General features: G+C 60.7%; 13 protein-coding genes. 7 read left to right on the forward strand and 6 right to left on the reverse strand.

The annotated features are described in order from the left end of the window. The first annotated feature begins 305 nt into the window (after positions 1-305). The 6 genes from RHE_RS27465 (at position 306) to RHE_RS27490 (ending at position 6,065) form a co-directional block, all read left to right on the forward strand. Positions 306-908, forward strand: a complete 603-nt coding sequence (locus RHE_RS27465) for an amino acid synthesis family protein (RefSeq protein WP_011428507.1) — start codon at positions 306-308, stop codon at positions 906-908. A 31-nt stretch (positions 909-939) separates the two neighbouring features. Further along, complete coding sequence (locus RHE_RS27470) at positions 940-1,437, forward strand: Lrp/AsnC family transcriptional regulator (RefSeq protein WP_011428508.1); 498 nt, start codon at positions 940-942, stop codon at positions 1,435-1,437. Between the two features lie 119 nt (positions 1,438-1,556). After that, a complete protein-coding gene (locus RHE_RS27475) occupies positions 1,557-3,053 on the forward strand; it encodes an NAD-dependent succinate-semialdehyde dehydrogenase (RefSeq protein ID WP_011428509.1) in 1,497 nt (498 codons plus the stop codon). 94 nt (positions 3,054-3,147) lie between these two features. Next, positions 3,148-4,527, forward strand: coding sequence for an aspartate aminotransferase family protein (locus RHE_RS27480; protein WP_011428510.1), 1,380 nt, complete (start codon positions 3,148-3,150; stop codon positions 4,525-4,527). A 13-nt stretch (positions 4,528-4,540) separates the two neighbouring features. Continuing rightward, positions 4,541-5,614, forward strand: a complete 1,074-nt coding sequence (locus tag RHE_RS27485; protein WP_011428511.1) for an alcohol dehydrogenase family protein — start codon at positions 4,541-4,543, stop codon at positions 5,612-5,614. Positions 5,615-5,672: 58 nt separating this feature from the next. Beyond that, positions 5,673-6,065, forward strand: coding sequence for a DUF4112 domain-containing protein (locus tag RHE_RS27490; RefSeq protein ID WP_011428512.1), 393 nt, complete (start codon positions 5,673-5,675; stop codon positions 6,063-6,065). Positions 6,066-6,110: 45 nt separating this feature from the next. On the opposite strand, the gene RHE_RS27495 is transcribed toward RHE_RS27490, so the two are convergent. From RHE_RS27495 to RHE_RS27520, 6 genes are all read right to left on the reverse strand, one after another. Next, complete coding sequence (locus RHE_RS27495) at positions 6,111-7,148, reverse strand: Gfo/Idh/MocA family protein (RefSeq protein WP_011428513.1); 1,038 nt, start codon at positions 7,146-7,148, stop codon at positions 6,111-6,113. Between the two features lie 99 nt (positions 7,149-7,247). Further along, positions 7,248-8,033: a ThuA domain-containing protein gene (locus tag RHE_RS27500; protein ID WP_011428514.1), complete on the reverse strand. Its 786-nt coding sequence runs from the start codon at positions 8,031-8,033 to the stop codon at positions 7,248-7,250. Between the two features lie 60 nt (positions 8,034-8,093). After that, entirely contained in the window at positions 8,094-9,119 is a 1,026-nt protein-coding gene (locus tag RHE_RS27505; protein ID WP_011428515.1) for an ABC transporter ATP-binding protein, read from the reverse strand. An 11-nt stretch (positions 9,120-9,130) separates the two neighbouring features. Then, entirely contained in the window at positions 9,131-9,961 is an 831-nt protein-coding gene (locus RHE_RS27510) for a carbohydrate ABC transporter permease (protein ID WP_011428516.1), read from the reverse strand. Beyond that, positions 9,961-10,947: a carbohydrate ABC transporter permease gene (locus tag RHE_RS27515; RefSeq protein WP_011428517.1), complete on the reverse strand. Its 987-nt coding sequence runs from the start codon at positions 10,945-10,947 to the stop codon at positions 9,961-9,963. The genes RHE_RS27510 and RHE_RS27515 overlap by 1 nt, the downstream gene beginning before the upstream one ends. Before the next feature lie 64 nt (positions 10,948-11,011). Next, positions 11,012-12,277 (reverse strand): ABC transporter substrate-binding protein, encoded by a 1,266-nt coding sequence (locus RHE_RS27520; RefSeq protein WP_011428518.1) that lies wholly within the window; start codon positions 12,275-12,277, stop codon positions 11,012-11,014. 271 nt (positions 12,278-12,548) lie between these two features. Between RHE_RS27520 and RHE_RS27525 the strand changes: the two genes are divergently transcribed. Further along, a complete protein-coding gene (locus RHE_RS27525; RefSeq protein ID WP_011428519.1) occupies positions 12,549-13,562 on the forward strand; it encodes a substrate-binding domain-containing protein in 1,014 nt (337 codons plus the stop codon). The last annotated feature ends 6 nt before the right edge of the window (positions 13,563-13,568 follow it).

Here is a 13,568-nt window from a genome sequence, read left to right on the forward strand (position 1 = left end):
CTACTTGGATCCATAGGAAGCCGCTGATTTATCTTCCGGCGAAAAGTAGGACCGCCTTACCCCACGATCCGGTTTTGTAGACGGCCCATGATCTCGGCGGCGGCAGGGCATTGCTCCATGCGGAGGAAGAGCGAAGCCAATTTTTCTCCCTTTGACCTAAGGCATTGTCCGGTGCAGCAAGCCTCAGCACTGGAGCCTGCTTGCTTTCGCAGGATCTTTCCGCAAGCTCTTCCTTCGGACATAGGAAGAAATTTTCCAACGCCGCTGTAGCCTAGCGCAAGTTTTCATTTTTAGCGGTTTTTCACATGACCCTCGGCATCAGAAAATTCACCACCTTCCTGGAAGAGACCCTCGTCGAAGGCGGCAGGGCAGCGTCACGCCCCGTCAATATCGTCGTGGTCGCAGCCGTGATCCAAAATCCCTGGGCCGGCCGCGGCTTTGTCGAAGATCTCAGGCCGGAGATCATCCGCATTGCCGGGGAGCTCAGCCACGAAATGACCAATCGGCTGTTGCGCCAGATTGGCCCCGAGCAGATCGAGGCTTGTGGGAAAGCGGCGGCGGTCGGAATCAATGGCGAAATCGAGCATGCCTCGGCAATGATTCACACGTTGCGTTTCGGCAATCCTTTCCGCGAAGCGATCGGTGGCACGAACTATCTTGAATTTGCCAACACGCGCAATGCACCGGGGGCGCTCCTTTCCTTGCCGATGATGCACAAGAGCGAAAACGGCAAGCGATCGCATTTTCTGACTGCCAATTTCCAGATTGCCGATGCGCCTGGTCCTGACGAGATCATCGTGGCGATCGGCGCTTCGGATAGCGGTCGCGCCCATGCGCGCATCGCCGACCGCTTCCAGGATATCGCAGAGATGGAAGCGGAAAAGGCCGTGACGTTGTCGGGCATTTGACGAGCGCAGCTGCTGATCTTGGGGAGGTGGGATGAAGCTCGACGCCATCGACCTGCGCATTCTTGACGCCGTCCAGCGCGACGGCCGCATCACCAAACTGGCACTGGCCGAAAAGGCCGGGCTGTCGCCGACCCCGTGCTGGATGCGGCTGCGCAAACTCGAAAAGGCTGGCGTGATCACCGGCTACCACGCCCGCATCGCCCCGCGGCGCATTGCGCCGGTGGCCAGCGTGATGATGGAAGTAACGCTCGCCAATCATCGCCAGGCCGATTTCGAGCGCTTCGAGCGCGCCGTTGCCGCAACCCCCGAGATCGTCGCCTGCTGGTCGGTCGGCGGCGGCGTCGACTATATCCTGAAAATCATGGCGGCCGATATCGACGCCTATCAGCGGCTGGTCGACGGGCTTCTCGACCGCGAACTCGGCATCGACCGCTATTTCACCTACATCGTCACCAAGACGGTGAAGGAGGAAACGGTGCTTCCTGTCTCTTCCTTCGCCGCATCCGGCGAGGACCAGAGCGCGTCGTAGACAATCTCTCTATCCGGGGGCTGTGCTTTAGACCGTTTCTCTCTTATCGCGATCGCCAAAGGACAATCTCTCGTCCGCTCCTGTGGAAGACTTGCGTCACCGCCACGAGGAGATTGGACATGACCGCCGTTTTTGCCCGCCCCGCCTATCATGATGCGCTGTCGCGACTTTCCGACCGCCATCTCCTGCGCGATCTCGCCTATGTCGGCGGCCGCTGGATCGCTGGGAAAACCGGCGAAAGTGTCGAGGTTACCGATCCGGCCTCCTCGGCGACGCTGGCTTGGGTTGCAAGCCTTGGCACGGACGAGACAGAGGCGGCGGTCGATGCCGCGTCAGAGGCTTTTGCCGCCTGGCGCGCCATGCTGCCGCAGAACCGGGCGGTGATCCTGTGGAAGTGGCACGAGCTGATGCTCGCGGCCAAGGAGGATCTGGCGCTGATCATGACGCTCGAGCAGGGCAAGCCGCTTTCAGAATCGCGCAGCGAAATCGACTATGCCGCCTCCTTCCTCGAATGGTATGCCGAGGAAGGCAAGCGGTTGAATGCCGAAAGCGTCACCAGCCATCTGCCGGACGCGGAGATGATCGTGCGGCGCGAGGCGCTCGGCGTTGTCGGCATCGTCACGCCCTGGAATTTTCCCTCTGCCATGGTCACACGCAAGGCTGCCGCAGCCCTTGCAGCCGGCTGTACGGTCGTCGCTCACCCCTCCTCCGAGACACCGCTTTCCGCGCTTGCCCTTGCCGAGCTCGCCGAACGGGCCGGCATTCCTGCCGGTGTCTTCAATGTCGTTACCGGCCAAGCCGCGCCGATTGTGGGCGTTCTCTGTGAAGACATCCGGGTACGGGCATTGAGCTTTACCGGTTCGACAAACATCGGCAAGCTTATTGTCAGCCAATGCGCGCCCACCCTGAAGCGACTGGTCATGGAACTCGGCGGTCACGCGCCGCTGATCGTCTTCGACGATGCCGACGTCGACAAAGCGGTCGAGATCGCCGTCGACGCCAAGTTCGCCACATCAGGCCAGGATTGCCTTGCTGCCAACCGCATCTTTGTTCAGCGCCAGATCGCCGATGCCTTCGCCAAGGCCTTTGCCGCCCGCATCGGCGCGCTGAAGGTTGGCGTCGGGCTTGAAAATGGAGCGGAGATCGGGCCGCTGATGCATGAGCGCGCCGTCGTCAAAGTCGAGGAACAGGTCGCCGACGCGCTGGCGCTCGGCGCCCGGCTCGTCACCGGCGGCAGGCGCCATAAGGCCGGCCGGCTGTTCTACGAGCCGACGCTTTTGACCGATGTGCCGGCGAATGCATTGATCATGCGCGAGGAAACCTTCGGGCCGGTGGCGGCACTGACCACGTTCGACACCGAAGACGAGGTCGTCGCCCGCGCCAACGATACCGAATATGGCCTCGTCGCCTATGTGGTCACGGAAAATGGCGCGCGGCAGATGCGCCTCGGGCGCGCGCTGGAATACGGCATGGTGGCGATCAACCGCGTGAAGATCACCGGCGGCCCGATCCCCTTCGGCGGCTGGAAGCAATCCGGTCTTGGCCGCGAGGGCTCACGCCACGGGCTCGAAGCCTTCACCGAGCTCAAATATCTCTGCATCGACACCGCCGCTTAAAGCTCTTTGTTTTTATGCATGTCGTTATCCCGGAACCGCGGCACACTTCCGGGCGACATGCACTAACCGCACCATTTCAAGAAGAGGACAGGACATGCTCGACAAAAGCAATGAACTTACCGCCTGGGACCGCGATCATTTCTTCCATCCCTCCACCCACATGGGCATGCATGCGCGCGGCGAGACGCCGACGCGCGTCGTCGCCGAAGGGGAAGGCGTCTACATCACCGACACGAGCGGCCGCAAAAGCCTCGATGCCTTTGCCGGACTTTATTGTGTCAATGTCGGCTACGGCCGCCAGGAGATCGCCGACGCTATCGCCGAACAGGCGAAGAACCTAGCCTATTACCACGCCTATGTCGGCCACGGCACGGAAGCATCGATTACGCTTGCGAAAATGATTATCGACCGCGCACCTGCGGGCATGAGCCGCGTCTACTTCGGCCTTTCCGGCTCGGATGCCAACGAGACCAACATCAAGCTGATCTGGTACTACAACAACATTCTCGGCCGGCCGGAAAAGAAGAAGATCATCTCGCGCTGGCGCGGCTATCACGGCTCCGGTGTCATGACCGGCAGCCTCACCGGTCTTGCGCTTTTTCACAATGCCTTCGATCTGCCGCGCGCCCCGATCCTCCACACCGAAGCGCCCTATTATTTCCGCCGGCCTGACCGCTCGATGAGCGAGGAGCAATTCTCGCAATATTGCGCCGACAGACTGGAGGAGATGATTATCGCCGAGGGGCCTGACACCATCGCCGCCTTCATCGGCGAACCAATCCTCGGCACCGGCGGCATCGTCCCGCCCCCCCAGGGCTACTGGCCGAAGATCCAGGCCGTGCTCGACAGATACGATATCCTGCTGGTCGCCGACGAGGTCGTCACCGGCTTCGGCCGTCTCGGCACGATGTTCGGCTCGGATCACTACGGCATGAAGCCGGACCTGATCACCATCGCCAAAGGCCTGACCTCGGCCTATGCTCCGCTTTCCGGCTCGATCGTTTCAACCAAAATATGGCAGGTGCTGGTGCAGGGCTCCGATCAGCTCGGCGCAATCGGCCATGGCTGGACCTATTCCGCCCATCCGATCTGCGCTGCCGCAGGTATCGCCAATCTGGAATTAATCGACGAACTCGGCATCGTCGACAATGCCGGCACGACCGGCAGCTATTTCCGGTCGCAGTTGCAAGAGGCGGTTGGCGGCCATCGGAATGTCGGTGAAGTCCGCGGCGACGGTCTGATGGCCGCTGTCGAATTCGTCGAGGACAGGGACGACCGCCGGTTCTTCGATCCCGGCCGCAAGATCGGTCCGCAGGTCGCATCCGCCCTACTCGAACGTGGCGTCATCGGCCGCGCCATGCCGCAGGGCGATATTCTCGGCTTCGCTCCACCACTCTGCCTCACCCGCGAAGAAGCAGACGTCGTCGTCAAGGCGGCTGCGGACGCGATCGAAAGTGTTTTCAAAACCATCTGAGGAGAAGAGCCGCATGACGATCCCGGAAAAGATGGCGGCGGTGTTGCTCACCGGCCATGGCGGCCTGGAAAAGCTCGTCTACGACAGGGACTTTCCTGTTCCGACACCGGCGGAGGGCGAGGTGCTGATCCGCGTTACCGCCTGCGGCATGAACAATACCGACGTCTGGGTGCGCCAAGGCGCCTACGGCACAGAGGATGATCCCTCCGCCGTCTCCACCTGGCGCAGGCAGGGCAACACGCTGACCTTCCCGCGCATCCAGGGCACCGATACGGTCGGTCATATCGTCGGTGCCGGCAAAGGCGTCGATCCGAAGCGCATCGGCGAACGCGTCATGGTCGATTTCTCGATCTACAATCGCGACGACGACAGTCTTGCCGACATCGATTACATGGGCCACGGGCGGGATGGCGGCTACGCCGAATATATGGTGCTGCCTGCCGAGAACGCCCATGTCGTCGCGACCGATCTGACCGATATCGAGCTCGCCACTTTCTGCTGCGCCTATCTCACAGGCGAACGGATGCTGGAACGGGCAAGGCTTGCCGCCGGCGAACGCGTTCTCGTCACCGGCGCTTCCGGCGGCGTCGGTTCAGCGATCATCCAGCTCGCCCGTGCCCGCGGCGCCATCCCGATCGCGGTCGCAGGCCCAGGCAAAGAGGCGGCGATGCTCGAGATCGGCGCCGAAGCGGTCGTCACTCGCGGCAAGGGCGATCTGGTCGAAGCCGTCCATTCGGCAAGCCGCGGACAGCCGATCGATGTCGTCGCCGATCTCGTCGGCGGGCCGCTGTTCAACGATCTCCTGAAGATCCTGCGTCCCGAGGGCCGTTACACGACGGCCGGCGCGATCGCCGGGCCCGTCGTCCAGCTCGACCTCAGGACCATGTACCTGAAGCATTTGGAACTGCATGGATCGAGCCAGGGAAGCCGCGCCGACTTCCACCGGCTGGTCGGCTATATCGAAAACCGCAAGATCCGGCCGCTCGTCGGCGGTGTTTATCCGCTGTCGGAATTTCATCGCGCCCAGACCGATTTCATGGCGAAGAACTTCGTCGGCAAATTGGTCGTGGTACCCGACCAGAGATAGTGCGCTTCCCCGATCACGCCGCCGGCGAACCTTATCGGTTTAGCGGCGTTTCACGGCCATGGACACCGCCAAAACCACATATCTCACCCCTGCCGAACTCGCGCGAATTCGCCGCGCTGCTGGCATAGCCCGTCTGATGGATACCGCCGTCCGATTGCCGGTCGTCGGCGTGCGGATCGGCGCGGACTCGGTCCTCGGCCTTATCCCCGCTGTCGGCGACATTGCCGGATCCCTGATCGGTCTTTTCATCATCGACGAGGCAAGGCGGCTCGGCCTTCCCGCCCACAAACTCGCCCGCATGGCGGTTAACCTCGGCGTCGACGCCGCCTGCGGCACGGTTCCCCTGATCGGCGATATTTTCGACGTCTATTTCAAATCTCACCGCCGCAACGTCGGCATCATCCTCGACCACTTCGGGGTGAGCGAGGACGATCTGAACCGGCGGATCTGACGCCGAGCAATCTGCAGAAGCCGCCCATGACCGTAGCGTCTTTGCCTAAAGATCGGTCAAAGCGCCCGCCGTCTTCACGGCGTGATCAAGGACGAACTGCAGCTTGGCGGCGTGGCCGAAGCCCGGCTCATCCGGCTGCCCCTTTTGCACGGCGTTTGCAAATCGCTGGAAATTCGTGAGGACCGGTTTGACTTCAATCGTACGCCAGATCGCCTTGTCGGCATCTGCGCCTTCACAGGTCCTGAGGGTGGAGCCTTCAGGCGTGTGCACCACCTCCAGGGCACCCTTGTCTCCATGCAGGCGCAGGCGCAGTTCGTTCAGATGGCCGGTCGCCCAGCGCGTCGCATGGATGACGCCGGCGGCACCGTTTTCGAGTTCGGCCATCATCAGGAAACTGTCGTTTGCGTCGAGATCATACTCGCCGATGCGGTTTCCGGGGCTCTTGTCGAACACCTTGAGATGCGATGCCGCCGCCTTGACGTCGCTTCCCGCGGCAAAAACCGCGAAATCGAGAATGTGGATACCGACATCGCCCAGCACGCCGTTGGAGCCGTGCTTCGTCGACAGTCGCCAGAGCCATTGCGATTCCTTGGTCCAGTCGCCCCAGGCCTTCGAGACCAGCCAGCTCTGCAGATAGGACGCTTCGAAGTGGCGGATCGCGCCGAGACGCCCGTCAAGCACCATCTTGCGCGCGGCTTGCAGCGGCGCCACGTTCCGATAGGTCAGGTTGACCATCGTGACCTTGCCGGATGCCGCGGCCGCATCGGCCATTTCCTTGGCTTCGCGGTAGTTGACCGCCAGCGGCTTCTCGCAGAGGACATGCTTGCCTGCGGCGAGTAACTTCATCGTCGTGGAATAGTGCGCGCGATCCGGCGTGACATTGGTGACGGCGTCAAACTCTCCCCAGGCAAGGGCGTCATCGAGCGACGTGAACGTCAGCGGGATAGTATGCCTGAGCGCGAAGGCCCGCAGCCGAACCTCGTCCGTATCGACGGCAGCAACAATTTTGACGCCGGCGATCTCCGAAAAATGCATGGCATGGGTATTTGCCCATCCTCCAGTACCGAGAATGATCAAGCGCATTCTTATGTCCTCATCGTTATCCATCAAAGCGTGAGCGGCCGCGAGATCATCGCGGCGTCTTGCGGGGCCAAACGGCCCCGTGCCCACGGCATTCATCTGTTATCGGTAGCCGGCTTCGCCGGCCTGGTGCAGTTTGGGGCCGCGTTCGACGATCGGCTCCAATGCCTTTTCCACCGGCACATTTGGAGCGTCGGTAATGCCAGTCAACGCGCCTTCAGGGTTGTAGGCCCACTTGACGCCGTTGATCAGCACCTTCTGCACCGTAGCGTCGTGATAGGTCGGATAGGTCTCATGGCCCGGGCGGAAATAGAAAATGTTGCCGGCGCCGCGGCGCCAGGTCAGGCCCGAGCGGAACACTTCCCCGCCCTGGAACCAGGAGATGAACACCGTTTCGAGCGGCTCGGGCACCGAGAACTGCTCGCCATACATTTCCTCGTTCTCCAGCTCGAAATGCTCGCCGATGCCGGCGGCGATCGGATGGCGCGGGTTGATCGTCCACAGCCGCTCGCGCTCGCCCGCCTCGCGCCATTTCAGCGCGCAGGGCGTGCCCATCAGCCGCTTGAAGATCTTTGAGAAATGACCGGAATGCAGCACCAGCAGGCCCATGCCCTCCCAGACGCGCTTGGCGACGCGCTCGACGACGACATCGGAGACCGCGCCGTGATCCTTGTGGCCCCACCAGGTCAGGACGTCGGTCTCGGCAAGGCGGGCTTCGCTCAATCCGTGCTCCGGCTCCTGCAGTGTCGCCGTGGTCGCCGAGATGCCAGGATCGGCATTCAGCGCATTGGCGATCGTCGTATGCATGCCTTCCGGATAAATGCCCCGGACGATCGCATTGGTATTCTCGTGGATGTTTTCACCCCACACAACGGTGCGTATGGTCACGTCTTTTCTCCTTGTATTGAAAGCGGATCGAGCCCGGACGGGACATCGATGCCTGAAAGATCAGGCAGCCCGCATGGATTCACGTTCGAGCGCCCGGCCCGACCGGTCAAAACGGTGGATGTGACCGGCAAGTGGCGCGAGGCCAAGCGTCTGGCCCGGCTCATGACGCGAGACGCCGGCCTCCCGCACGACAAGCGGCTCATCCGCCCCGATATCCAAGTAAACGAAGCTATCCGAGCCGAGAATTTCGGAATGGATGACCGTGCCGCTCCAAACCGGCGACTCGGCCGTTATGCGCACATGCTCCGCGCGTACACCGATCGTATGGCTGTCATAGGGCTGCGCCAGCCCGCCAGATAGAAAGTTCATTTTCGGCGAACCGATGAAGCCGGCAACGAAGACCGAATTCGGGTTTTCGTAAAGCTCCAGCGGCGTGCCGATCTGCTCGACGACGCCATCCCTCAGCACGCAGATCCGATCGGCCAGCGTCATGGCCTCGACCTGATCATGCGTGACATAGATCATCGTCGTGCCGTGCATGCTGCGATGAAGCTTGGCGATCTCAAGCCTCGTCGCGACTCGAAGCGCCGCATCGAGGTTAGACAGCGGTTCGTCGAAGAGAAAGACCTTGGGATCGCGCACGATCGCCCGGCCGATTGCGACGCGCTGACGCTGTCCGCCGGAAAGCTGTCGCGGCAAGCGGTCCAGGTAGGATGAGAGCTGCAGCATACCGGCCGCCTGCTCAACGCGCTGGCGGCATTCGTCTCTGTTGCTCCCGGAAAGCTTCATGCCGAAAGACATGTTGTCGAAGACAGTCATATGCGGGTAGAGCGCATAGGACTGGAACACCATCGCAATCCCTCTCTTCGACGGCGCGTGCCGATTTACGGTCTCGTTGTCGAAGGAAAGCGTTCCCGAGGTGATATCCTCGAGCCCGGAGATGAGCCGCAGCAGTGTGGACTTGCCGCATCCGGACGGCCCGACGAACACCATGAACTCGCCCCTGCGGATGTCCATCGTCACGCCCTTGATCACCTCGAAAGCGCCGAAGCTCTTGCGGATATTCTCCAGTCGGATCTCTGCCATGTCCTACTCCCTTAACCCTTGACGCCGCCGGCGGTCAGCCCCGAGATGATCCGGCGCTGGAATATCAAAACAAGCACGACAACCGGGACAGTGACGATCACCGAAGCGGCCATGATGTTGCCCCAGGGAATCTCGAATTCGCTGTTGCCCGACAGCAGCGCGATGGCAACCGGGACGGTCCGCTGCGTATCGGACGATGTGAACGTCAGCGCGAAAAGAAACTCGTTCCAGGCGGCGATGAAGGCGAGCAGTCCGGTCGTCACCAGCGCCGGCCACATCAGCGGCATGAACACCTGGGTGACGATGACCCATGGTGAAGCGCCGTCGACGATCGCCGCCTCCTCGATCTCGATCGGCAATTCCCGCATGAAGGTCGTCAGCACCCAGACGGTGAAGGGCAGCGTGAAGATCACGTAGGAAAAGATCAGCGCGAAGGGCGTGTTGAAGATGCCGATCCAGCGGATGAGTTCGAAGAGGCCGGCAAGAACAGCAATCTGCGGAAACATCGACACCGAGAGGATTGTCAGCATCAACAGTGCCCGCCCACGGAAATTCACCCGCGCCAAAGCGAATGCAGCGGTGATCGAAAGTAACAGCGATGTTGAAACCACGATGCAGGCGATCATCGCGGAATTGGCAAGACTGCGGACGAAGCTGCCTTGGCCCATCACCGAAGCGTAGTTGCCGAAGGAGATCGAGGTCGGCCAGTAATCAACTTCGAAAAGCGCAGTACCGGTCTTCAGGCTGGTGAGGATCGCATAATAGAATGGGAAAACCGCAATGATGACGATGATCGTAACGAGCAGGTAGAAGAGCGTGTTCTTGGTGATCGAAAGCAGCATCAGCGTTCCTCCCCGCCGAGCTTGACGCGGCCGAGCCAGATATAGAAGACGGTGACGGAGGCGATGATGAGGAAAAGCACCGTAGACGCGGTGGCGCCATAGGCGAACTTGTCGAAGTCGAACAGGTTCTCGCGCGCCATGACCGACATGGTCTTCGTCTGGGCATTGTTGGGCGTCAGAACATAGATCAGATCGAAGATGCGCATCGCATCCAGCATCCGGAAAATCACGGCAACCATGATGGCAGGCCGGATCAGCGGCAGCGTCAGACGCCAGAAAACCTTGATCGGATTGACGCCATCGATCTTGGCCGCTTCATAGATATCCCCGGGCACCATCTGCAGCCCGGCAAGGATCAGAAGCGCCATGAAGGGCGTCGTCTTCCAGACGTCGACGATCAACACGGCGACCATCGCCGTTTCGGGATTAGCGGTCCAGGCGATCTTCTCGGTGATCAGGCCGAAGCCGAGCAGAATATCATTGAGAATGCCGAACTGGTCGTTGAGCATCCAGGCCCACATCTTGGCCGAAACGATGGTCGGTATCGCCCAGGGAATGAGGATTGCAGCCCGAACGATTCCACGTCCGACGAACTGAGCGTTCAGCACCAGCGCGACGATCAAGCCGAGCATCGTCTCAATCGCGACGGAAAGGACGGTGAATTTGGCCGTGTTCCAGACGGCATTCCACCAGACCGGATCGGCAAGCAGACCCCGATAGACGGTCTTCCCGCTCTTCAGCGTCACCCACGACAGATAATTGGCAAAGCCGACGAATTGCGCATTGCCAAGGTCGTTGAGCGACGCATTCGTAAAGCTGAAATAGATCGTTCTGAAGAGCGGCCAGCCAGCGACGATTGCCAGGCTCAACAGCGTCGGCGCCAGAAACACCCAGGCCGATCGAATACGCTCGGATCGCAGCTCCGTAGAAGCTCTGAGCTTGGAAATCCTTGGTTCAACTGCTTGCGAAACTACGATTTCAGTCATGAAACGCCTCCCCGGTTGCTCGTCCGAAACCGGGCCGGCGGCTTCACAGCCGCCGGCCCGGTTCTTACCAGGCGTCGCCCTTGAGGGTCGTCAGGTCGGCTTCGAGAAGCTCGAGGTTCTCGGCGGCCGAGCCGCTGCCGGACAGCGTGTTGTGCACGGCCGTCCAGAACTTCGAGGACACTTCGTTGTACTTGACCTTGGCGGTCGCCGAAGGACGCGGCACCGCGTTCTGGAAAATAGGCTTCCAGTTGGGCATGAAGGGCTGCGCGGCGGCAATATCCTTGTCGTCATAAAGGTCGGTCAGTGTCGGCAGATTGGACAGCTCGATGGCGCGCGCCTTTTGCACGTCCTTCGACGCCAGGAATTTGACGAGCGCGATGGCTGCTTCCTGTTTTTCCGAATATTTCGACACCGCCAGGTTCCAACCGCCGAGTGTCGAGGATGGCTTGTCCCCGGCGGCCGCAACCGGCAGCGTCATCACGTCGAACTTGCCCTTCACGGCACTGTCGGCACCATTGCCGAGGGCATAGGCATAGGGCCAGTTGCGCATGAAGACGGCGTTGCCTGTCTGCCAAACACCGCGCGATTCTTCTTCCTGATATGCGAGCACGCCCGGCGGTGAGATCGTTCCGATCCAGCCCTTGGCGCGTTCAAGCGCTGCCGCCGCCTTCTCGTTGTTGATCGAAATTGTCCCGTCTGGCTCGACAATCTGGCCGCCGCCCGACGACTTTACCCATTCCAGCGCGTTGCAGGTCAGCCCTTCATAGGAGTTGCCCTGGAAGACGTAGCCCCAAAGGTCCTTCTGTCCGGCCTGGCGTTCCTTATCCTGAACTTCCTTGGCGGTCGCGGCCATCTCGTCCCAGGTCTTTGGCGGCAGCTTGCCGTATTTTTCAAGCAGGTCCTTCCGGTAAAACAGCGCGGGAGCATCTGTAAACAGCGGCAGCGCCACCAGTCGGCCGTTGACCGTCTGCGAGGCAATGATCGACGGGAAGAACTGGCCTGCTACATCTTTGGTAGCTTCCTTCAGATCGATGAACTGGTCTGCAAGCTGCGGCGCCCAGATAACGTCGGTCTGATAGACGTCGATGTCCTTGTTTCCGGCGGCTAGCCACAGGCGATATTGGGAGAACTGCTCGCTGCTCGACGAGGGCATGGTGACGAGTTTGACCTGATTGCCGGTCTCCTTCCCGAAAATCGCCAGCTGCTTATTGAGGAATTCGACGTTTTTCCCGGTGGTGTTGGCGGCAAATGAAATTTCGGCGGCATGGATCGAACCAGCGATGGCGATGGCCAGGCCGAGCGCCGACAAGCCTAAAGCAAACTTTTTCATGATCTCCTCCCAGAAATTGAAATCGATTTGGACAACAGAACATTGCAGAAGGCTTGAAGGGCGTCAAGCCGCCAAATGAACCCTTCACAGTTGTGAGTTATTGGCCAAATTGGGGTCATATGCAGCTTAAGAGGAAAATTGAAGGCCCCACAAGGCCACGTCTCAGGCAGACTTAATTGAAATCGATTTCAATTATCATCTGATTGGCCACGTGCCCGTTGCGCATCGCCAACGCATCGTCCATTGATTGCCTGGACAAAGAAGACATCCGATGAAACTTCGTGAATTTGCAAAGCAGCTTGGGCTTTCTCCGACGACGGTCAGCCGTGCGCTCAGCGGCTACCCGGAGGTCAGCGAAGCCACGCGTGCCCGGGTTGCAAGCGAAGCAACGCGGCTTGGCTATCGCCCCGATATCAATGCCGTGCGGCTAAAGACCGGAAGAGCCGGAGCGATCGGCGTGATGATGGCGCGGTCGGGAGAAATCCATTTCGCTGAATTCATGTCGGGCATGGCGCAGCGCCTGGAAACGGCCGATACCGATATTCTCATCACGCCCATCACCGCGCATAATGACGACGACGAGATCCAGGCCTACAGACGCCTGGTCGAAAGCCGCCGCGTGGATGCAGTGATCATTCACTCACCTCGTCCTCGGGACCCGCGGATCGAGATGCTGAGTAGCCTGCGTCTGCCTTTCCTGGTTCACGGCCGGTCGGAGACGGAGCACGTTCACGCCTGGCTTGATATCGATAATGAAAATGCGGTGCGCAGGTCCACCGAACACCTGCTCGATCTCGGGCACCGCCGCATCGCCATGATCAATGGCCTCAGGGGCAAGACTTATTCGATCCATCGCGAACAGGGTTTTCGGCTCGCCCATCAGGAGCGTGGACTCATCGCCGACCCCAACATGATGATCTGCGATAAATTCTCCGACGAGAGCGGCTTTCGCCATGCCCGCTCCTTCCTCGAGAGAGCAAATGCACCGACCGCCATCGTCGCCGGTTCCACGATGACGGCGCTTGGGGTTTACCGCGCCGTCCGCTCGCTCGGGATGACGGTGGGACAGGATGTTTCCGTCATCGCCCATGACGACGTCTTCCCTTATCTGACGGCCGAAAACATGGTGCCGTCGCTCTCGACAACCCGATCTTCCATGCGTGCTGCGGGCACACGCTGCGCCGAACTGACGCTGCAGCTGATCGCCGGACGCGCCGCTGAGGAGGTCCATGAATTATGGCCGGTCGAGCTGATCCTACGAGAAAGCACTGCGCCGCCGCGCTGACTGGGC

The sequence above is a fragment of the Rhizobium etli CFN 42 genome (assembly GCF_000092045.1).
Lineage (GTDB): Bacteria > Pseudomonadota > Alphaproteobacteria > Rhizobiales > Rhizobiaceae > Rhizobium > Rhizobium etli.